A 19971-nucleotide genomic window follows, 5' to 3' on the forward strand; every position below is an offset into this window, starting at 1 on the left:
CCACTCGCGGCAGGCGCGCCTGCGGAACACGGCGGCGCGCCGCTCTCCACGGCACGGAGGCTTCATGTACACACGCATCCTCGTTGCGGTCGATGGCAGCAATACGTCGCGCCGCGCGTTCGACAACGCGCTGAATCTGGCGAGCAAACTCGGCGCGACGCTGCGCGCGTTCTACGCAGTCGAAAACACGCCGATGTACTTCGACGCGCCCGGCTACGATCCGTCGATTCTGCGCAACCGGCTCGTCGAGCAAGGCAAGGAACTGACGGCGGAACTGTCGGCGGCGATGCACGAGCGCGGGGTATCCGGCGATATTCTCGTCGGCGAAGCCTCGTCGCTGGACGACGTGCCGACGCTCGTTCTGCGCGCCGCCACCGAGTTCAACGCCGATCTGATCGTGATGGGCACGCATGGCCGGCGCGGCATGCAGCGGCTGATTCTGGGCAGCGTGGCCGAGCGCTGCGTTCGCCAGTCGACGTTTCCCGTGCTGCTGATTCCGTCCGCTGCGGGCACCGGCGACGCGGACAAGCCGACGCCGGCCTGAGCAGCCCGGCAGAGCTTCGGCTTGCGTCTTCACGAGCGTGACCTCGCTCAACAGCGAGGTGCGCTATGACGCGTCATTTTGCCGCCTCGTTGCACGCGCATCGAGTGGGACAATCGGCTATCACTCTTTTTTAGCCGGTGGTCCCATGCTCACCCCTACCGCTTCCGCCTCCACTCGCGCAGTCCGCGTCCGTCATACCGCTCCGGCGACGCGCACCAGCGCGCGCTGCTCGTCGTGCGCGATGCGGCAGCTCTGCATGCCGCAAGGCGTCGCCGCCAACGAACTGCCGCAACTCGAAGCCGTGATCTGCTCGGCGCGTTCCGTCCGGCGCGGCGAATCGCTCTATCGCGCGGGCGATTCTTTCGACAATCTGTACGCGGTACGCTCGGGCTCGCTCAAAACGGTGATGGCGCATCGCGACGGCCGCGAGCAGGTCACGGGCTTGAGACTCGCGGGCGAACCGCTGGGGCTCGACGGCATCAGCAGCGACCAGCACGCGTGCAGCGCGGTCGCGCTGGAAGACAGCTCCGTGTGCATCATCCCGTACGCTGAGCTCAAGCATCTTTGCCGCGAGATCGGCTCGATGCAGGAGCGGCTGCACAAGCTGATGGGCGAGCAGATCGTCCGCGAAGCCGCGCAGATGATGGTGCTCGGTTCGCTGAGCGCCGACGAGCGCGTCGCGGCGTTCCTGCTCGACATCTCGGAACGCAACGCGCAGCGCGGCTACTCCTCTGCTGAATTCAATCTGCGGATGACGCGCGAAGACATGGGCAGCTATCTCGGCATGACGCTCGAGACCGTGAGCCGCACCTTGTCAAGATTTCAAAAGCGCGGACTGATCGACGCACAAGGCCGTTTCATTCACATCGTCGATCCCGAAGGCCTGCGCCGCATCGGCGCGCCGAGCGCCTGATAGCACAGCGGTTCACGCACATCGCGACGCATCGGCCGTCGTCATGTGCACTCGCCTGGCACGTCTCCTGCACCTGCGGTACAGTTCAAGACTGTCCCTTGCGACCCGGGTCGGCGTTTGAGCGCTCGCTCGGGTCCCATGCAAATCTCCCCAACAAGGAGACCCGGCGAAATGAATCGCGAGCCTGTCCTGCAGCACCCGCTGGTCCAACGTCTCATCGATGCACGCACCGTTACCGACGCCCTCTTCGCGGTCGTCAAACCCGAATACCTTTATGAACGCCCGATCCGGGAGCGTCATCGGATCGTGTTCTACATCGGCCATCTCGAAGCCTTCGACCGCAATCTGTTCGATGAGCGGTTAACTGCGCTGCCCGCCTTCGCGCCGGAACTCGACAAGCTGTTCGCGTTCGGTATCGATCCCGTCGATGGCGGCTTCCCCACCGATCAGCCTTCCGACTGGCCGACCATCGACGCCGTTCGCGGCTACGGGAACAAGGCGCGCGAGCAGATCGACGGCAAGCTTCGTACATTCGAGTTCGGCCACGGCGACATGTCGACGGGTTCGCCCGCGCAACTGCTGCACGTCGCGATCGAACACCGGTTGATGCATGCGGAAACGCTCGCGTACATGCTGCATCAGTTGCCGCTCGAGATGAAGGCCGCGCCCGCGCGCAGGGTGCAGGGCGCGCAACAGGTGCGCAATGTCGAATTGTCGACGATGCTGCGCGTGCCCGCAGGCGAGACCGTGCTCGGCATGCCGAAAGAGGAAGGCCGGTTCGGTTGGGACAACGAATTCGGCGAGCGGCGCGTGCACGTCGATGGGTTCGAGATCGACCGCTACATGGTGACGAATGCGCAGTACCGCGAGTTCATCGACGCGGGCGGCTATCGCGATCGCGCTTTGTGGACCGACAAGGATTGGGCGTGGAAGGAAGCCGAGCACATCTCGCATCCCGTGACGTGGTCGCAAAACGGCGATGGCGAATGGACGCTGCGCACGATGTTCGAAGACATTGCGCTGCCGCCCGATTGGCCCGTCTACGTGAGCCACGCGGAAGCGAGCGCATACGCGCGCTGGGCCGGCAAGTCGCTCCCGACGGAAGCGCAATGGCAGCGCGCGGCGCACGGCACGCCGCCCTCGTCTTCGGGCAACTTCGATTTCCGCCACTGGGACCCGCAAGCCGTCGATGCGTCGCCTGACAATGTCAGCGCGTTCGGTGTCGAAGGTCAGTATGGCAACGGATGGGAGTGGACGTCGTCGCTATTCGAGCCGCTACCGGGCTTCGATGCGTTCCCGTTCTATCCCGGCTATTCGGCCAATTTCTTCGACGGACAGCACTACGTGCTCAAAGGCGGCTCGGCCCGCACCGCGCAATGCATGGTGCGGCCCACTTTCCGCAACTGGTTTCAGCCGCGCTATCAGCATGTGTATGCCGGGTTCAGGTGCGTGCGGAACTGACTGAGTCAAGCACGACCGCATATGGGAATGCGCGAACCACATGCTGTCTCGTGAATCGTCACGCACATCGATCCCACAACGCTTCACGTCGCGGCTAGCGCGACGTGAAGCTCACCCCATCGGCTTTACGCCGATCAGCCATCCGTGCAGGAAGAACGCGAACGCGATCCAGGCGATGACGCCGACCACGACGGGAATCACATCGCGTGAAAGCGTCCCGCCCGGATAGACGATGCCTTCGACGCGATCCCGCTTTCGCGCGGCGGCGAAATCGACGATCGCCCAGACGAGGAACGCGCCGAACAGGATGACCGCGTTCAGCGTTCCGTTCGCCAGCAGATGCGCGAAGGCCCAGAGCGCGACGCTGACCGTCATCGGATGCTTGACCAGCGCCTTGAAGTGATTGTCCGGCACATAGGCAGCCGGAAAGAGGATGAAGGCGACGAGCGTGAGGATGCCTGCGAGATGCGGCGCCCACGCGGGCGGCGACCAGAGCATGACGGGCTCGCGCCGCGCGAGGCCGTATCCCCAGACGATCAGCACGAGCCCGATGATGGACACGACGGAATACGCGCCCTTCCACGGCTTCTCGCCCATCTGCGCGATCCGCGCCTTGCGCCAGTCGTCCGCGAAGATGCGGACGGAATGCGCTCCAAGGAACAACAGCAACCCCAATATCAATACGAACATGGCGGCTCCTCGTGTCGGATGTCGACAGGTTGCCGCGATTGTCCCGCATGACGTCAGCCGTGCCAATACGAAATGCAGATTGCAGGCGCCGATTGACAGCAGACTGTTCGCGCGCGTGCTGCGAATGCGTGTCGGCAACCAGCGGCGTGCTGACGAGCCGCCGCTCACGTCCCCTGCGTGCGCATCGCCCGATATTCGCGCCTGACGATGTCCATCAGCTCGGCAACCGACGTGCTGACCGTCTCGCGCTGATACGTCACGCGGCCGCGCTGCATCAGCATCACGCGATCGGCGATGTCGAGCGTCTGCGCGTAGTTGTGCATGATCATGATGATCGACAGGCCGCCCTTCTCTTTCAACCGCAAGATCAGATCGATGATGAGCCCGGCTTCGCGCGCGCCCATCGCCGCAAGCGGTTCGTCGAGCAGCAGGATCTTCGCGTTCGAATTGACCGCGCGCGCCACCGCGATGGCTTGCCGTTGTCCGCCCGAAAGCTGCTCGACAGCGAGGTCGACGGACGGCACATGCACGCCTATTTCTTCGAGACACTCCGACGCGCGCTCGCGCATCGCGCGATGGTTCAACAAACGAAATGGCCCGGGCCGCAGGATCTCCCGGTTCAGGAACATGTTGTGATAGATGCTCAGCGAATTGGCGAGCGCGAGATCCTGATACACGCATTCGATGCCGAGCGAACGCGCGTGATCGACGGAACGCAGCATCGTCTCCTGACCGCCGAGAAACAGCTTGCCGCTCGTCTGCTGATGAAAGCCGGTGAGAATCTTGATGAGCGTCGATTTGCCCGCGCCGTTGTCGCCCAGAATGCCGAGAATTTCTCCTTGCCTGAGCGTCAGCGACACGCCGTCGAGCGCGGTCACGGCGCCGAAGCGCTTGACGATGTCTTCCCCGCGCAGCGCCTCTTCCGGCGACGACGACATCACAGCTCTCCTTTGCGCGCGAGACGAACGACGTGGATGTTGAAGATCATCGCCGCGAGAATCGCCGCGCCGAGAATCATGTTGAACGTGAACGCGTTGATGCCGATCAGCGTGAAGCCGTCGTTCAGAATGCCGAGCACGGCCGCGCCGATCAGCCCGCCGATGATCGTACCCGACCCGCCCGCGAGCGGCGTGCCGCCGATCACAGCCGCGGCGACGGCAAGGAACATGATCTGGTTGCCGCCCGCTTGCGGATCGATCGACGAAATGCGGAAGCACTCGAGCGTGCCCGTCAATCCGGCGAGCACCGCGGCGAGCACGAAGTTGCCGAGCTTCAGGCGCCTGACGTGAATGCCCGCCTCGCTCGCGCCGAGCGGATTCGCCCCGGACGCGATCGTATGCAGGCCCCAGCGCGTGTGACGCAGCAACACGTGCATGATCACCGCGAGCGCGATCGCCCAGATGATCTCGCTGTAACCCCACGCGCCCATGAACTCGGCAAAGAGGCCGTCCTCGGGCGGCGAAACGGGCGTGCCTCGGGATATCGTCAGCGTGAAGCCGTTGACGAAGAAGAGCGTGCCGAGCGTCGTCACGAACGACGGAATCCGCAGATAGACCGTGACCGCGCCGTTGACGAATCCGATCAGGCCCGCCGCGACCAGCCCGGCGATCACCGAGATCCACGCCGGCAAGCCCGCCTCGTGCGCGAAGTGCATGATGAAAGGCGCGAATGCGAACACCATGCCGGCGGACAGATCGATCTCTCCGCCGATCATCAACATGATTTCGCCGAACGCGATGATGGCGACGGGAGCGATGAATTGCGACAGGTTCTGCAGGCTCGCCGATGTCAGCAGAAAGTCGTGATTGGCCGTCTCGAAGTACGCGCAGAGAATGACGGCGACTGCGAGGATGCGAAGCTCGCTCGAACGCAGAAACGACCGCGACGAGCGTCGCGGCCGTTGCGCTTTCTTGATGTCCGCTACAGGAGACGTCACCCTTTGATCGCTCCCGTGTGCGGAACGATTTGCGGCTTCGTGCTCTTGCCCTCGTAGCGTGTCGACGTGTTCAGGTAAGGATCGACGGAGGCCTTCGTCACGAACTTCAAACCGGTGTTGACGTTGGACGGACCGACGAGCCCGCCCGACGCGAGGTACACGAACGCCTGGACCACGGTATAGAAGCCCTGCACGTATGGCTGCTGATCGATCGTGAAGTCGAGGAAGCCATCGTGGATCAGCTGCACGGTGCGCGGCAACAGGTCGAAGCCGCCGCCATGCACGCCCTTCGAGGGCAGGTTGTTCTCCTTCATCACTTCGGCGACGCCCTGCGTGCTGCCCGCGTCGACGGCGAACATGCCCTTCAGATCCTGGTGGCCCAGATAGAACGACTTGATTTTCGAAAGCTCTTCGTTGACGGTCGCGCCCGTCGCGATGGTCTGCACGTCGATCTTCTTGCCCGACTTCTTGATCGCGGCGACTGCGCCGTCCAGACGCGGCTGAATATTCAACTGGCCGGGCGTCGCGATGAAGAGCCCGACGAGACCGCTGTCGATCAGGCTCGCGATGCGCTCGCCCATCTGATAGCCGGACAGATACAGATCCTGGCCGATGTACGACAGACGCGGATTCGACGAACCCTGGGGCGCGTCCGCGTTATACGCGAACACGGGAATGCCCGCGTCGAGCGCCGCCTGAATCGGCTTGTCGAAAGCCTTCGGATCGACGATCGGCACGGCAATCGCATCCGCTTTCCCGGCGATCGCGGCGTTGACGGCATTCACCATTTCGGCGATGTCGGCGTTGGCCGAGCCCGTCCATTGATAGTCCATGCCGAGCAAAGCGGTGGAGTCCTGAATGCCGTACTGCGTCGGGACAAAGAATGGGTTTGTCGTCACGTGATTGACGAAGACGATCTTCCAGCGCTTATGCGCCGGAAACGGCGCCGCTTCGGCAGCCTGCGCCGGCGTAATCGCCCCGCCAAGCGCGCCGCCGAGCAATGCCAACGCCGCGCCGAGGCCGGCGCCCTGCAGCATTCCGCGACGCATGCTCTGGACTTCGTCCTTGGGTTCCTGCTTACCGGCCATGTCATCCTCCAGTCTTTGAGTTATTGAATAACTTGCTGTGCATGACGGCGCAGGCGAGGGAAGGCGCCGGTGCCGGGAGGCACCACACTCACGAACCCCGTGTGCATGCGTGTGCCCCTGACGACCCTGCGGAAAATCCTATATCACGTACTTTTGCCGATTAATCAACGTATACCCTAAAGTAGTCGGACTATTTAACGTCCACCTATAGGGTGCCGCTCTCAAGGCCATTTAAAGTGCCGCTCCATAACGACAAAAAGACCGCCTATGCGGTCTTTTCAGAGTGCGTCGTGCCAGATAGTGGGCTATGAGCCAATGCAGTGAAGTCGTCTTGCAGATACGCGCGGCCTCGCGCTGTAGGCTTTTAGTATGCCTTGCGATCTGCCCGGCTCACGCCGGAATTTTCCCGCCGAGTTCATCGTCGATAAACGCGCGGACGATATCGTTGAACGACGCGTCGCCGGCAAAACCGAGTTGCCGCGCGCGCGACGTATCCCACTGCGCGGGCCAGCTGCCGACGATCTTCCCGACGCGCTCATCCGCCTTCCATTCGATCCGGGCCGCGACGGCATCGCCGGCCACTTCGCGCAGCGCCGCGATCATCTCGTCGACGCTCACCGACACGCCCGGCAGATTCACCGTGCGCCGGTTGCCGAACGCGGCCCCGTCGATTTCGCATCCTGTCACGAGGCATTCGATCGCCTTGCGCGGCGACAGCAGCCACAGACGCGTCGCGCCGCTCACGGGGCACACGGCCTTTTCGCCCGTCAGCGGTTCGCGGATGATGCCGCTCGCAAACGATGACGCCGCGGCATTCGGCTTGCCCGGCCGCACACTGATGGTCGGCAGGCGCAGCACGCGGCCATCGACGAAACCGCGCCGCGAATAGTCGTTGAGCAGCAGCTCGGCGCCCGCCTTCTGCGCGCCATACGACGATTGCGGATTCAGCGCGGTATCGTCGAGCACGACCTCGGGCAAGTCGCCGCCATAGACGGCGACCGAACTCGTGAACACGACACGCGGCGTGTGTCCGCGCATCCGGCACACGTCGAGCAGCAGCCGCGACGCATCGAGATTGATGCGCATGCCCAGATCGAAATCGCTTTCGGCCTGGCCACTGACGATGGCGGCGAGGTGGAATATCGCCGAAGTCTTCTCGTCGATCAGCCGTTCCAGCACGCTGCGCTCGGCAATATCGCCAACTTCGATCCGCACGCGTGCATCGTCCGGACCCGGCGCGGCCACGACGTCGAGCAACACCAGTTCGGTGATCGGCTGGCGCTGCCCGTCCGCGCCCTTCAGCTCGCCGCGCGCGAGCAGTTCGCGCGCGAGGCGCTGCCCCAGAAAACCCGCGCCGCCTGTGATCAGTACTTTCATGTGCCGTGGTTCCTCAATTCAATATGCGGTTCGGTCACGCGCCTGTCGATCGGTTCAGCCGCGCGGCTTCACATACGGCCTGATCCATCCGAGTCCCGCCGACGTGCCCGCGCGCGGCCGGTACTCGCAGCCGATCCAGCCGTCGTAGCCGAGTTCGTCGATCAGCGAGAACAGATACGGATAGTTCACTTCGCCGATATCCGGCTCGTGCCGCTCGGGCACGCCCGCAATCTGGATGTGGCCGATGCCCGCCATGTCGCGTTTGAGCTTGACGGCGAGATCGCCTTCGACGATCTGGCAGTGGTAAAGATCGAATTGCACCTTCAGGTTCGCCGCGCCGACTTCAGCGCAGATCACCTGCGCGTCGTCCTGGCGATGCAGAAAGAAGCCGGGAATGTCGCGCGTGTTGATCGGCTCGATGACGACGGTGATGCCGTCCGCCTGCGCGATCTTCGCGGCATACGCGAGATTCTTCAGATACACGTCGCGATGCGCGGCGCGCGATTGCTCCGGCCCGATCAAACCGGCCATCACATGCAGCTTGTCGTTGCCGAGCACGCGCGCGTACGCGAGCGCCGTATCGACGCTGCGGCGGAACTCGTCCTCGCGGCCCGGCAACGACGCAATGCCGCGCTCGCCCGCGGCCCAGTCGCCAGGCGGCGCGTTGAAGAGCGCTTGCGTGAGGCCATGCTCGTCGAGACGGGCTTTCAGATCGGCGGCCGAGTATTCATACGGGAACAGAAACTCGACGGCCTCGAAGCCATCGCGCGCGGCAGCGGCGAAGCGGTCGAGGAACGCGTGTTCGTTGTACATCATCGTCAGATTGGCGGCGAAACGAGGCATCGAAGCAACTCCTGTATCTATCTCTATCGAACGTCAACCGGACACGCGATACATCGTCCGGCCTTCACGCAATGTCCGCGCGCCGCGTTACCAACGCGCGCCGAATACGTCGCGCAATTCTGTGAGCGCCGCTTCGCCGAGCGGCGCGGGACGCGGGTTCGTCATCAGCCACAGACGCGCCGTCTCTTCCAGCTCTTCGAGCGCATACGAAGCCTGCGATACCGAACGCTCCCACACGACAGGCCCGAGCCGCTCGAGCAGCACGCCGCGCACGCTGTCGGCGAGCGCCGCGATCTGCTGCGCGACCTGCGGATCGCCGGGACGTTTGTAGCGGATCAGCGGAATGTGGCCGACCTTCATCACATAGTACGGCGTGATGGGCGGCAGCACGTCGGCGTCGCTCCATACGCCCGCGAGCGTCAGCGCGACGAGATGCGTCGAATGCGTGTGCACGATGCCGCGCGCGTCGCGATTGCGCTCGTAGACGCCGCGATGCAGCGCGAGCGTCTTCGACGGCTTGCCGCCCGATACCGCGTTGCCCGCAAGATCGACCTTCGCGAGCTGCGCGGGATCGAGCCGTCCGAGACAGGCGTCCGTCGGCGTGATGAGCCAGCCATCGTCGAGGCGCGCGCTGATGTTGCCCGCGCTGCCGACCGTGTAGCCGCGCTCGTACAGGCTCGCGCCCGTCACGCAGATCTCTTCGCGGATTTTCGCTTCGTCGCCGATGCGAACGGCAGGCGTCATTGCGCATCTCCATCCAGATGACGCAGCGCCTTTGCGAAGAAATCGACGGCGCCGAAGTTGCCGGACTTCAACGCGAGCGCGAGCGGCGCAGCGCCGATGCTCGCGGTCGCCGGCACGCCCGGATCGATCTGCCTGCCGATGCGCAGCATCCCGACACCGAGCGCCTGCACGACGGCCCCCGAGGTCTCGCCGCCCGCGACGACGAATTTGCGCACGCCGATGTCATGCAGGCCGCGCGCGATCGAAGCCAGCGTGCGTTCGACGAGATGCCCCGCTTCCGCCACGCCGAGTTCGCGCTGCGTGGCCTTCACTTCTTCGGGCGTTGCCGTCGCGTAGATCAGCACGGGCTGCGGCTGCGCGGCGTTCATGTGCTCGCGCGCGAAGGCCAGCGCCTGCTCGACGACAGGCTCGCCGCGCGCCGCCGCGAGCGGATCGATGCGGAACGCGGGCCGCGTCTCGCGCCACGCGGCCACCTGCGCGTTCGTCGCCTTCGACGCGCTGCCCGCCAGCACCGCCGACGCGCCTTCGACGCGCGGCAACTCGCCCGCATCGGCGACATCGTCGAGCAAGCCCGCGCGGCGAAAATTCGCCGGCAAGCCGAGCGCGACGCCCGAGCCGCCCGTGATCAGCGGCAGGTCCGCGCAGGCTTCGCCGAGCGTGTAGAGATCGGCATCCGAAATCGCATCGGCGATGGCCATGCGCGCGCCGTCACGCTTTAATGCATCGATCGATGCGCGCACCGCTTCAGCGCCTTGCGCAACGGCGTCGTAGCGCACGAGCCCGACCTTCGATTGCGTCTGCCGCTGCAGCACGCGCACGAGGTTCGCGTCCGTCATCGGCGTGAGCGGATGATGCTCCATGCCCGACTCGTTCAGCAGCACGTCGCCGACGAACAGATGCCCGCGATACACCGTGCGGCCGTTCTCCGGAAACGCGGGGCACGCGATCGTGAACGGCGTGTCGGCGCGCGACGCGTGCAGCGCATCGAGCAATGCATCGGCGACCGGGCCGATGTTGCCCGCGTCCGTCGAATCGAACGTCGAGCAGTACTTGAAGAAGAACTGCCGGCAGCCTTGCGCGCGCAGCCACTCGAACGCGGCCAGCGATCGCGCGACGGCATCGGCGGCGGCTATCGTGCGCGATTTCAGTGCGACCACCAGCGCATCGGCTTCGATGCGCGTGTCGGCGGCGGGCACGCCGATGGTCTGCACGGTGCGCATTCCGCCGCGCACCAGCATGTTCGCGAGGTCGGTGGCGCCCGTGAAGTCGTCGGCGATACAGCCGAGCAGCGGCTTGTTGGCAGAGATCGTCATGTCGTGCAGTCCCTTCGTTTAGCGCTTCGCCGGCACATCGATGCCCGGAAAAATCTTGATCACGGCGGAATCGTCTTCGCCGCCGTGGCCCGCCGTCGACGCCATCATGAACATCTGATGCGCAGCCGCCGACAACGGCAGCGGAAACTTCGAACGCCGCGCGGTATCGAGCACGAGGCCGAGGTCTTTCACGAAGATATCGACGGCCGACAGCGGTGTGTAGTCGCCGTCGAGAATGTGCGGCACGCGGTTCTCGAACATCCACGAATTGCCCGCGCTATGCGTGATCACGTCGTAGAGCGCAGCGGGGTCCACGCCTTCGCGCAGGCCGAGCGCCATCGCCTCGGCGGCGGCCGCGATGTGCACGCCCGCGAGCAACTGGTTGATGATCTTCACCTTCGAGCCCGCGCCATGCTGCTCGCCGAGCCGATACACCTTGCCCGCCATCGCGGCGAGCACGTCTTCGCAAGCGGCATAGGCGGCTGCGGGGCCCGAGGTCATCATCGTCATTTCGCCGGATGCCGCGCGCGCCGCACCGCCGGAAACAGGCGCGTCGAGCATCAGCAGGCCGGCCGCTTCGACGCGGCGGCCAAGATCAATTGCGAAGTCGGGCGCGACGGTCGCGCATGCGATCACGACGCTGCCGGGTTTCATCGACTTCACGGCGCCGTGCTCGCCGAACAGCACGGCATCCGTTTGCGCCGCGTTGACGACGAGCGTAATCACGACGTCGCATTGCGCACCCAGCTCGGCGGGACTCGCGCAGCGCGTGCCGCCATCGGCCGCGAACGCGTCGAGCACTTCGCGGCGAACGTCGCACGCATGGACATCGAACCCGCCGCGCAGCAGCGAGCGCGCAACGCCCATGCCCATTGCGCCAAGACCGATCACTCCGATTTTTCTGGCCATCACTTTCCTCTACGAACGATGCTTCGGATTACGGCTTGCGCGGCTTTCGAACAGCCGTGCGTCTGGATCAGCAGATGCCTGCCTCGGCAAGCCGGCGCGCCGCGTTGTACATGTGCGTCTGCGCGGCGTTGCGCGCGGCCATCGGGTCGCCCGCGCGAATCGCCGCGACGATCGCCGCGTGCTCGTCGCGCACCTGACGCGAGAAGTCCTCGCGCAGCGCCTCGTTGCGGCGCGTCACGACGGTGCCCGCTTCGAGATACTGGTTGAGGAACGCAAGGGTCTTCATGAAGTACGGATTGCCCGTGACGGCCGCGATCGCGCGGTGAAACGCGACGTCTTCGGCCACGCCGTCGCGGCCTTCGGCGACGGCTTCATCGATCCTGGCGAGCGCCGCGTCGATGGTCGCCATGTCGGCGTCCGTGCGGCGCATCGCGGCCTCGGATGCCACCTCGGCTTCGATCGCGCGCCGCACCGCGAGAATCTGCAAGACGGAGCCGCCTTCGATTGCCTCGGCGTAGTCGATCCGCAGCGGCCGGATCGCGCCATGCGCGGACACATAGACGCCGCTGCCCTGGCGCGGCTCGACCACGCCTTCGTTCTTCAGGCGCGAGATGGCTTCGCGGATCACCGTGCGGCTCACGCCGAACTCCTGCGCGAGCACGGCTTCCGTCGGCAGCTTGCCGCCGCGCGTAAAGGCGCCCTTGTCGATCTGCGCGAGCAGTTGCTGGGCGACCGTGTCGCTCAGCGCCTTGTTGGGGATTTTCTCGAACATGGTCCGCAAATTCGCGATGTCATAAGGTCATCATACAAATTTGCGAAAAAGAAGGGCCATCGGGGTGAACCCTTAGCCCAACGCGCCGCGAGGCATCGCTCGCGGCGCGGTACATCGAAATCAGACGGCCTTCATCTGCTCCCGCGCCCAGGCCACGGCCGCGCGCGCCGGCGCGATGCCCGTCGCGTTCACGCGTTCCGCGAGCTCGAATACGCGCGGACCGATCTGCGCGACTTCCGCGAGCACGGCCTGTTCGTCGGCCGAGCCCAGATACTCGCGCACGCAACTGATGATGCCGCCCGCGTTGACGAGGAAATCGGGCGCGTAGAAGATGCCGCGCTTGTGCAGCGTGTCGCCTTCGGCGAGCGACATCAGTTGATTGTTCGCGCCGCCCGCGATCACCTTGAACTCGCATTGCGCGGCGACGGCTTCCGTGATCGAGCCGCCGAGCGCGCATGGCGCGAAGACGTCCGCGTTGACGCCCGCGATGCGCGCCGTGTCCGCGATCTGAGCGCCGAACAGACGCTTCGCGCGCTCGGTCTTGCCCGCATCGATATCCGAGACGATCAGCTCCGCGCCCGCGCCATGCAGCCGCTCGCAAAGATCCCAGCCCACGGAGCCGAGCCCCTGCACCGCTACCGACACGCCGTCGAGCGTGTCGCGGCCGAGCGCGACCTGCACGGCCGCCTTGAGACCGACGAACACGCCATACGCAGTGCGCGGCGACGGGTTGCCGCCGTACACGTCGTTGTCGCGCGGAATGCCGCTTACGTACGGCGTTTCGCTTTGCACGGCGCGCATGTCGTCGGCCGTCGTGCCCACGTCTTCCGCTGTCAGATACACGCCGCCGAGCGATTGCACGAGCCGGCCGAACGCCTTGAACATCGCCGTGCGATTCATCTGCTCGGGACGCTTCAGGATCACGGCCTTGCCGCCGCCGAACGGCAAACCGGCCAACGCGTTCTTGAACGCCATGCCTTGCGACAGACGCAGCGCGTCGTGATACGCCTCATATTCCGATGCGTACTGCCAGTAGCGGCAGCCGCCGAACGCGGGGCCGCGCGCCGTGCTGTAGACGGCGATCACGGCTTGCAGGCCGGATTGCGCGTCGCTGGCCACGACAATGCGTTCGTGGGCGGGTTCGCCGTGAAGCCCGAAAAGCGTTCCGGCGAAATTCGTCGTCAGTCGGTCCATCTGTGTTCCTTCCTTGTGGGCAGGCGGTTGAGCCGGCGCGAAGCGATGGCGTCGCGGCGGCGGGCCGCATGTCGTCCGGGTTGCGAACGCATGCGTATGAATCGCGAGGGCAGCGTGTCCGCCGATCCCCCGATCGCAAAAGTGTAGGCGGCCAAATTCGGAGATTTGTCCTGTTTATCTGCAAATCGGTGCGTCGTGGCAGAATAATCGCCTACGCAAAACCGATCATAAAGACGATTCGTCTTCCGATCCATCAGCCTCTGCCGCACACATGAAACTCGACTCCACCGATCAGCGGATACTGCGCGAGCTGCGCAACGACGGACGTCTCTCCAACGCAAAGCTCGCCGAGCGCGTCGGCCTGTCGGCGACGCCATGCTGGAACCGCGTGCGCGCGCTGGAGGAAGCGGGCGTGATCGAAGGCTATGCGGCGTTGCTGAACCAGAAGGCGCTCGGCTTGCCCGACACGGTGATCATCGAAGTGAAGCTCGCGAAGCACGACGAGCGCACGCTGGAGCGCTTCGGTGAAGCGCTCGCCGATCTGCCCGAAGTGGTCGAGGCGTTCCTGGTGTCGGGGGAGTACGACTATCTGATCAAGGTCGCTGTCGCGGGCACGGAAGGCTACGAGTCGTTCCTGCGACGCAAGCTGTATCGGCTGCCGGGGTTTCAGGACAGCCGCTCGATCTTCGCGTTGCGATGCCTGAAGCGCTCGGTATCGGTCGAGCCATAGCGCGCGTCAGGCCGCCTTCGCCGATGCCGCCGCAAACGTGACGCGCGCCGTCAGGCCGCGCGCGTCGGCGAGCGCCCCTGCCACCTTCTCCCCTGTTTCGAGCGCGATCTCGCCGCGATGCGCCTGCACGATCTCGCGCACGATGGCGAGACCAAGACCCGTGCCTTCCGTGTCGGAGGAGGCCCGGTAGAACGGCTCGAACACGCGGCTGCGCGCTTCGGCGGGAATGCCCGGGCCGTTGTCGGCGACCGTCAATGTGACGTTCGCCGCGTCGACATGCACGGCGACCGTCACGTGTCCGCCCGGCTGCGTATAGCGAATCGCGTTCTCTGCGAGATTCGATACGAGCGCCGAGAGCAGGCCCTCGTGGCTGATCATCCACGCGGATGCGTCGAGTTCCGCGCCGAGATCGATGCCGCGATTCTGCGCGAAGAGCGCGAGATCTTCGACGACGTCCTTGGCGATTGCAGCGAGATCGACGGGCTCGTTCGCGAGCCGCGTGTAGTCGGCGGCTTCCGCTTGCGCGAGCAACAGCAGCTTGTTCGTGAGGCCGACCATCGAGCGGTTGCTTCGCTGCATCGCGGCCAGCGCTTCGCCCAGCGACGGCTCCAGTTCGCGATGCTGCCGCGCGTACTGCAACTGCGTGTCGAGCAGCGTCAGCGGCGTGCGCAACTGATGCGCGGCATCCGCGATGAAGCGCCGCTGCGCGGCCACCTGCAAGCCGAGCCGCGCGATGCACTGATTGATCGCATCGACGATGGGACGCAACTCCGTATGCAACCGATCGACGCGCAACGGTTCGAGCTGCATCGGATCGCGGTCCATCACTTCGTCCTTCACCTTCAGCAGCGGACGCAGTTCGAACGTCAAGCCGATGCACGCGAGCGCCACGGCGAGCAGCATCATCTCGATCTGGCGCACCAGTTGCGGCCGCCACAGTTCGCGCACCATTGCATCGCGCGAAGCCTGCGTCTTGCCGACCGACACCAGCACGTGCCGCGTCGCGCCGTTGTCGTACATGCGCCGCACGTAGCCGATCGCGCGTATCGACGCACCGTGCAACTCGGCGTCGTAGTAGGTGGGCCTGTCGCGCGTATCGTTCGAATCGTGCGCGGCGGAAGCGGATGACGACGCCGATGCGCCGAGCGGAAAATCCGGCACGCCGGCGAGCAGCCGATCGTCGTCGACGCTCACGTTGTAGAACACCTGATCGCCATACGGCGACGCGAAAATTTCGAGCGCCGCGGGCGGGATATCGACGCGCAGCATGCCGTCCGCCCATTCGACTTCGCCCGCGATCATCCGCGCGGACGACAGCAGCGTGTTGTCCTGCACGAGATCGGCGGTGCGGCGCGCGTTGTCGTATTCGGCCTTGCCCGTCACGAACACGTAGATCGCGAGCGGCACGAGCAGCCACCACAATAGACGGATGCGCAGGCTGCTGGTCATCGCGCGTTGCACCTCGCATTGCACTTCGGATCGCGCTTCATTCCACGTCGTCCTTCTTGCGCAACAGGTAGCCGAGGCCGCGCAGCGTGACAATTGCGGCGGAACTGCCGTCGAGCTTCTTGCGCAGCCGCGATACATAGATTTCGAGCGCGTCTTCGCTGGGCTGATCGTCGTGCGTGAAGATCGAGTCCATCAGCGCGGCTTTCGACACCGTCTTGCCCATGCGCAAGATCAGCGTTTCGAGCACGCTGCGCTCGCGCGGCGTGACGTTGAGCGGCGCACCCTTCAACGCGAACTGCCGCGTGTCGATGTCGAACACGAGATCGCCGCACGACACTTCATTCGCGGTCGAAGCCGTCTGCCGGCGAATCATCACCTTCACGCGCGCGACCAGCTCGCGCACTTCGAACGGCTTCACCAGATAGTCGTCGGCGCCCGCGCCCAGCAGCTCGACCTTTTCGTCGATCGAGCCGCTCGCCGTCAGGATCATCACGGGCGTCGCATCGCCGCGCTGACGCAGACGCCGCAGCACATTCTTGCCCGACAGCCGCGGCAGGTTCAGATCGAGCAGCACGACGTCGTAGCGGTTCGTGCGCAACAGTTGATCGGCGGCTTCGCCGTCCTGCACGGCATCGAGCGCGAACGCCTCCTGCTCGAGCATGCGCGCGAGCCAGTGCGAAAGCGTCGGATTGTCTTCGATCAACAGCAGTTTCATCGGTCAACGGATTGCATGAAAAACGGCGGCGCTGCGCTCGCCCATCGCGTATGTGCGGCACTGCCGCGCGATTGTATGTCGACTGATTGTTTGCGTTTGCATCGGGTTAACACCCATATTTCGGCGCGGCGACAGAAAGCTTGCAGAAGGTTTGAGCTTTCTATAATCGCCCCACTCATTCAAAAAAGCGCGATGCCGCGATGCCAAAGCGGCCGGCGCCTCACCAACAAGGAGACTGATGATGCGTACCTTCCGCCAGATCGCAACTGTGTCCGGACTCGCTTTCGCCCTCGCCGCTGCTTCCGCCAGCGCTCACGCCGAGAAAATCTCGATCATGGTCGGCGGCGCCGCCAAGATCATCTATCTGCCCGCGAAGCTGACGGAACAGCTCGGCTACTTCAAGGACGAAGGGCTCGACGTCGAAATTCTTTCGCAACCGGCCGGCGTCGATGCCGAAAACGAACTGCTCGCGGGCGCCGTGCAAGGCGTGGTCGGCTTCTACGATCACACGATCGACCTGCAAAGCAAGGGCAAGGAAGTACAGGCGCTCGTGATCTTCGGCCAGGTGCCGGGCGAAGTCGAGATGGTATCGACGAAGGCCGCGGGCGAGATCAAGAGCATGGCGGACGTGAAGGGCAAGACGCTTGGCGTGACGGGCCTCGGTTCGTCGACGAGCTTCCTCACGCAATACCTCGCACAGCGCGCGGGCATCCCGTCGACGCAATATACGCTGCTGCCCGTTGGCGCCGACAACAGCTTCATCGCGGCGATCAAGCAGGACCGCATCCAGGCGGGCATGACGACCGAGCCGACCGTCTCGCAACTGCTGAAGATGGGCGACGCGAAGGTGCTGGTCGACATGCGCACGATCGAAGGCACGCGCGCGGCGCTCGGCGGCACGTATCCGGCTTCGAGCTTCTACGTGCAGCGCGCGTGGGCCGAATCGCACAAGGCCGAGGCGACGAAGCTCTCGCATGCGTTCGCGAAGACGCTGAACTTCATCGCGACGCATGGCGCCGACGACATCGCTGCGAAGATGCCGAAGGACTACTACGGCGCTAACAAGGACCTGTACGTGGCCGCGCTGAAGGCCTCGCTGCCGATGTTCACGAAGGACGGCAAGATGCCCGCCGATGGTCCCGAGACGGTGCTGAAGGTGTTGTCGGCGTTCAATCCGTCGGTGAAGGGCAAGCACATCGATCTCGCGAAGACCTACTCGAACGACTACGTTTCGACGGTCGCGACGGCTGCGAAGTAAGCCGTATCGTCGTCCACTATCACCCGCAAGGAAAGAGGCAGCACGCGATGAATCAATCCAGGCCACACGGCGCACCGGCCATCGAGCTGCGCAACGTATCGTGCCGGTTCATTTCACCGGACGGCAAGGCGACGGTCGCATTGCGCGACTTCAGCATGTCGGTGGCGAAGGGCGAGTTCGTCGCCGTCGTCGGACCGACGGGCTGCGGCAAGTCCACGACGCTCAGCATGATCACGGGGCTGCTCAAGCCGACGACGGGCGAAGTGCGCGTGATGGGCGCGCCCGTCGACGGCATCGATCCGCGCATCGGCTTCGTGTTCCAGGCCGATGCCGTGTTTCCGTGGCGCTCGGTGCTCGACAACGTGGCGGCCGGCCCGCTCTATCGCGGCCGCTCGAAATCGGCCGCGTATGACGAGGCGAACGAATGGCTGCGCCGCGTCGGGCTCGACAAGTTCGGCAAGCATTATCCGCATCAGTTGTCGGGCGGCATGAGAAAGCGCGTCGCGCTCGCGCAGACGTTCATCAACAAGCCGGAAATCCTGCTGATGGACGAGCCGTTCTCGGCACTCGACATGCAGACGCGCACGCTGATGCAGGACGAGCTGCTGCAGCTGTGGTCGGCGAATGCGGGCTCTGTCGTGTTCGTCACGCACGATCTCGAAGAAGCGATCGCGCTCGCGGACCGCGTGTTCGTGCTGACGGCGCGGCCCGCGACACTGAAGAAGGTCTACGAGATCGATCTGCCGCGTCCTCGTATCACGTCGGAAGTCCGCTATGACCCGCGCTTTATCGAAATCTCGCGCGACATCTGGCACGACCTGCGCGAAGAAGTGCAGATCGGTTAATTCAATCAGGCTGGAGCTCGTTTAATGTCTACTACGCCTCAACACATGATGCCTGCCGGCCTCGACGCCAGTTCGCTCGCGCAGGTCGAACGCATCGCGCAGAAGCGCATCCGTCAACGCAACGCGCTCGTGATCGGGCTGCGCATCGCCGTCCTCGTGATCGTGCTGGGCGGCTGGGAACTGTCGGCGCGCCTGAAGTGGATCGATCCGTTCTTCTTCTCGATGCCGTCGGCGATCTTCGAGCAGATCGTCGACTGGTTCGTGAATGGTACGTCACAAGGGCCGCTGCTCACGCAGGTATGGGTCACGCTCGAAGAGACGGGGCTCGGCTTCATCATCGGCTCGGTGGCGGGTGTGTTTTGCGGCATCGTGCTGGGACGCAACAAGCTGCTCTCCGATGTGTTCAGCCTCTACATCAAGATCGCCAACTCGATTCCGCGCGTGGTGCTCGGTTCGGTGTTCGTGATTGCGCTGGGCCTGGGGATGGCATCGAAGGTGGCGCTCGCCGTCGTGATGGTGTTCTTCGTCGTGTTCGCGAATGCGTTCCAGGGCGTGCGCGAAGCGGACCGCTACATGATCGCGAATGCGCAGATTCTCGGTGCGTCGCGGCGCCAGGTGACGACTTCCGTGGTGATTCCGTCGGCGCTGAGCTGGATTCTCGCGAGCCTGCATGTGAGCTTCGGCTTTGCGCTGGTCGGTGCGGTGGTCGGCGAGTTTCTTGGCTCGAAGCAGGGCATCGGACTGCTGATCTCGACGGCGCAGGGCGCGTTCAATGCGAGCGGCGTATTCGCGGCGATGATCGTGCTGGCCGTCGTCGCACTGGCCGCCGATTATCTGCTGACGGCCGTCGAGCAGCGCTTGCTGAAATGGCGGCCGAATATCAGCTGATTGAATTTCTCGCAGTGGTTGTATTGTTGCAATTGAGCGCCTCCTTTTGGAGGCGCTTTTTTTTTGGTTCATTGTAGAAAACCGTGGAGCCTTGTTAAGCGATTGCGTACTCTGGTGGCTGTTTTGCCAAGAGTCGGGAGGCGGAATTGCTGGATCGCAAGGTACGTCAGACCTTGGGTTGCTGGACGCGATATCGTCTTGAACGTATTGAATGGCCGCAACGCAACGGCCATGCGCTATCGCTGTAACTGAGATCGGTGGGCAAGGTTATGCATCGCGAGTAATGCGGTGCACAGGCAACC

General features: G+C 64.4%; 20 protein-coding genes. 7 read left to right on the forward strand and 13 right to left on the reverse strand.

Annotated features, from left to right (window positions below; genetic code table 11):
* Positions 1-64 precede the first annotated feature (64 nt).
* From AABE10_RS01110 to AABE10_RS01120, 3 genes are all read left to right on the forward strand, one after another.
* Complete coding sequence (locus AABE10_RS01110; protein WP_342931459.1) at positions 65-544, forward strand: universal stress protein; 480 nt, start codon at positions 65-67, stop codon at positions 542-544.
* Between the two features lie 145 nt (positions 545-689).
* Positions 690-1457, forward strand: coding sequence for a fumarate/nitrate reduction transcriptional regulator Fnr (gene fnr, locus AABE10_RS01115; RefSeq protein ID WP_428983250.1), 768 nt, complete (start codon positions 690-692; stop codon positions 1455-1457).
* Between the two features lie 171 nt (positions 1458-1628).
* The gene (locus tag AABE10_RS01120) at positions 1629-2918 is read left to right on the forward strand and encodes an SUMF1/EgtB/PvdO family nonheme iron enzyme (protein WP_342931460.1); all 1290 of its coding nucleotides are present in this window, start codon (positions 1629-1631) and stop codon (positions 2916-2918) included.
* Between the two features lie 111 nt (positions 2919-3029).
* Here the strand turns inward: AABE10_RS01120 and AABE10_RS01125 are convergent, their stop codons facing one another.
* The 11 genes from AABE10_RS01125 to AABE10_RS01175 form a co-directional block, all read right to left on the reverse strand.
* Positions 3030-3608, reverse strand: a complete 579-nt coding sequence (locus tag AABE10_RS01125) for an NnrU family protein (RefSeq protein ID WP_342931461.1) — start codon at positions 3606-3608, stop codon at positions 3030-3032.
* A gap of 164 nt (positions 3609-3772) precedes the next feature.
* Complete coding sequence (locus tag AABE10_RS01130; RefSeq protein ID WP_342931462.1) at positions 3773-4546, reverse strand: ATP-binding cassette domain-containing protein; 774 nt, start codon at positions 4544-4546, stop codon at positions 3773-3775.
* On the reverse strand, positions 4546-5544 hold the full coding sequence (locus AABE10_RS01135; RefSeq protein ID WP_342931463.1) for an ABC transporter permease: 999 nt from the start codon (positions 5542-5544) through the stop codon (positions 4546-4548). Before AABE10_RS01135 ends, AABE10_RS01130 begins: the two co-directional genes overlap by 1 nt.
* Positions 5541-6632: a sugar ABC transporter substrate-binding protein gene (locus AABE10_RS01140; protein ID WP_342931464.1), complete on the reverse strand. Its 1092-nt coding sequence runs from the start codon at positions 6630-6632 to the stop codon at positions 5541-5543. The genes AABE10_RS01135 and AABE10_RS01140 overlap by 4 nt, the downstream gene beginning before the upstream one ends.
* A gap of 390 nt (positions 6633-7022) precedes the next feature.
* On the reverse strand, positions 7023-8009 hold the full coding sequence (gene denD, locus AABE10_RS01145; protein WP_342931465.1) for a D-erythronate dehydrogenase: 987 nt from the start codon (positions 8007-8009) through the stop codon (positions 7023-7025).
* Positions 8010-8063: 54 nt separating this feature from the next.
* Positions 8064-8852: a 2-oxo-tetronate isomerase gene (gene otnI, locus AABE10_RS01150; protein ID WP_342931466.1), complete on the reverse strand. Its 789-nt coding sequence runs from the start codon at positions 8850-8852 to the stop codon at positions 8064-8066.
* 87 nt (positions 8853-8939) lie between these two features.
* A complete protein-coding gene (locus tag AABE10_RS01155) occupies positions 8940-9596 on the reverse strand; it encodes an aldolase (RefSeq protein WP_342931467.1) in 657 nt (218 codons plus the stop codon).
* Positions 9593-10909, reverse strand: coding sequence for a 3-oxo-tetronate kinase (gene otnK, locus AABE10_RS01160; protein WP_342931468.1), 1317 nt, complete (start codon positions 10907-10909; stop codon positions 9593-9595). The genes AABE10_RS01155 and otnK overlap by 4 nt, the downstream gene beginning before the upstream one ends.
* Before the next feature lie 18 nt (positions 10910-10927).
* On the reverse strand, positions 10928-11818 hold the full coding sequence (gene ltnD, locus AABE10_RS01165) for an L-threonate dehydrogenase (protein WP_342931469.1): 891 nt from the start codon (positions 11816-11818) through the stop codon (positions 10928-10930).
* 67 nt (positions 11819-11885) lie between these two features.
* A complete protein-coding gene (locus AABE10_RS01170; RefSeq protein WP_342931470.1) occupies positions 11886-12590 on the reverse strand; it encodes a FadR/GntR family transcriptional regulator in 705 nt (234 codons plus the stop codon).
* A 120-nt stretch (positions 12591-12710) separates the two neighbouring features.
* On the reverse strand, positions 12711-13784 hold the full coding sequence (locus tag AABE10_RS01175) for a Leu/Phe/Val dehydrogenase (protein ID WP_342931471.1): 1074 nt from the start codon (positions 13782-13784) through the stop codon (positions 12711-12713).
* Positions 13785-14055: 271 nt separating this feature from the next.
* On the opposite strand from AABE10_RS01175, the gene AABE10_RS01180 reads away from it, so the two are divergent.
* Positions 14056-14514 carry an Lrp/AsnC family transcriptional regulator gene (locus AABE10_RS01180; RefSeq protein WP_087732959.1) on the forward strand — a complete coding sequence of 153 codons (459 nt, stop codon included), beginning with the start codon at positions 14056-14058 and terminating at the stop codon, positions 14512-14514.
* 6 nt (positions 14515-14520) lie between these two features.
* On the opposite strand, the gene AABE10_RS01185 is transcribed toward AABE10_RS01180, so the two are convergent.
* Positions 14521-15963, reverse strand: a complete 1443-nt coding sequence (locus AABE10_RS01185; protein ID WP_342931472.1) for a sensor histidine kinase — start codon at positions 15961-15963, stop codon at positions 14521-14523.
* 37 nt (positions 15964-16000) lie between these two features.
* On the reverse strand, positions 16001-16678 hold the full coding sequence (locus tag AABE10_RS01190; protein ID WP_342931473.1) for a response regulator: 678 nt from the start codon (positions 16676-16678) through the stop codon (positions 16001-16003).
* A gap of 241 nt (positions 16679-16919) precedes the next feature.
* Here AABE10_RS01190 and AABE10_RS01195 point away from each other — a divergent pair, with 241 nt between their 5' ends.
* Genes AABE10_RS01195 through AABE10_RS01205 form a run of 3 tightly spaced genes read left to right on the forward strand, consistent with a single transcriptional unit; the run spans position 16920 to position 19669 of the window.
* Positions 16920-17936 carry an ABC transporter substrate-binding protein gene (locus tag AABE10_RS01195; protein ID WP_342932225.1) on the forward strand — a complete coding sequence of 339 codons (1017 nt, stop codon included), beginning with the start codon at positions 16920-16922 and terminating at the stop codon, positions 17934-17936.
* 47 nt (positions 17937-17983) lie between these two features.
* Entirely contained in the window at positions 17984-18781 is a 798-nt protein-coding gene (locus AABE10_RS01200) for an ABC transporter ATP-binding protein (protein WP_087732859.1), read from the forward strand.
* A 24-nt stretch (positions 18782-18805) separates the two neighbouring features.
* On the forward strand, positions 18806-19669 hold the full coding sequence (locus AABE10_RS01205; RefSeq protein ID WP_342931474.1) for an ABC transporter permease: 864 nt from the start codon (positions 18806-18808) through the stop codon (positions 19667-19669).
* Positions 19670-19971: the final 302 nt, after the last annotated feature.

The organism is Paraburkholderia diazotrophica (assembly GCF_038900755.1).
Lineage (GTDB): Bacteria > Pseudomonadota > Gammaproteobacteria > Burkholderiales > Burkholderiaceae > Paraburkholderia > Paraburkholderia diazotrophica_A.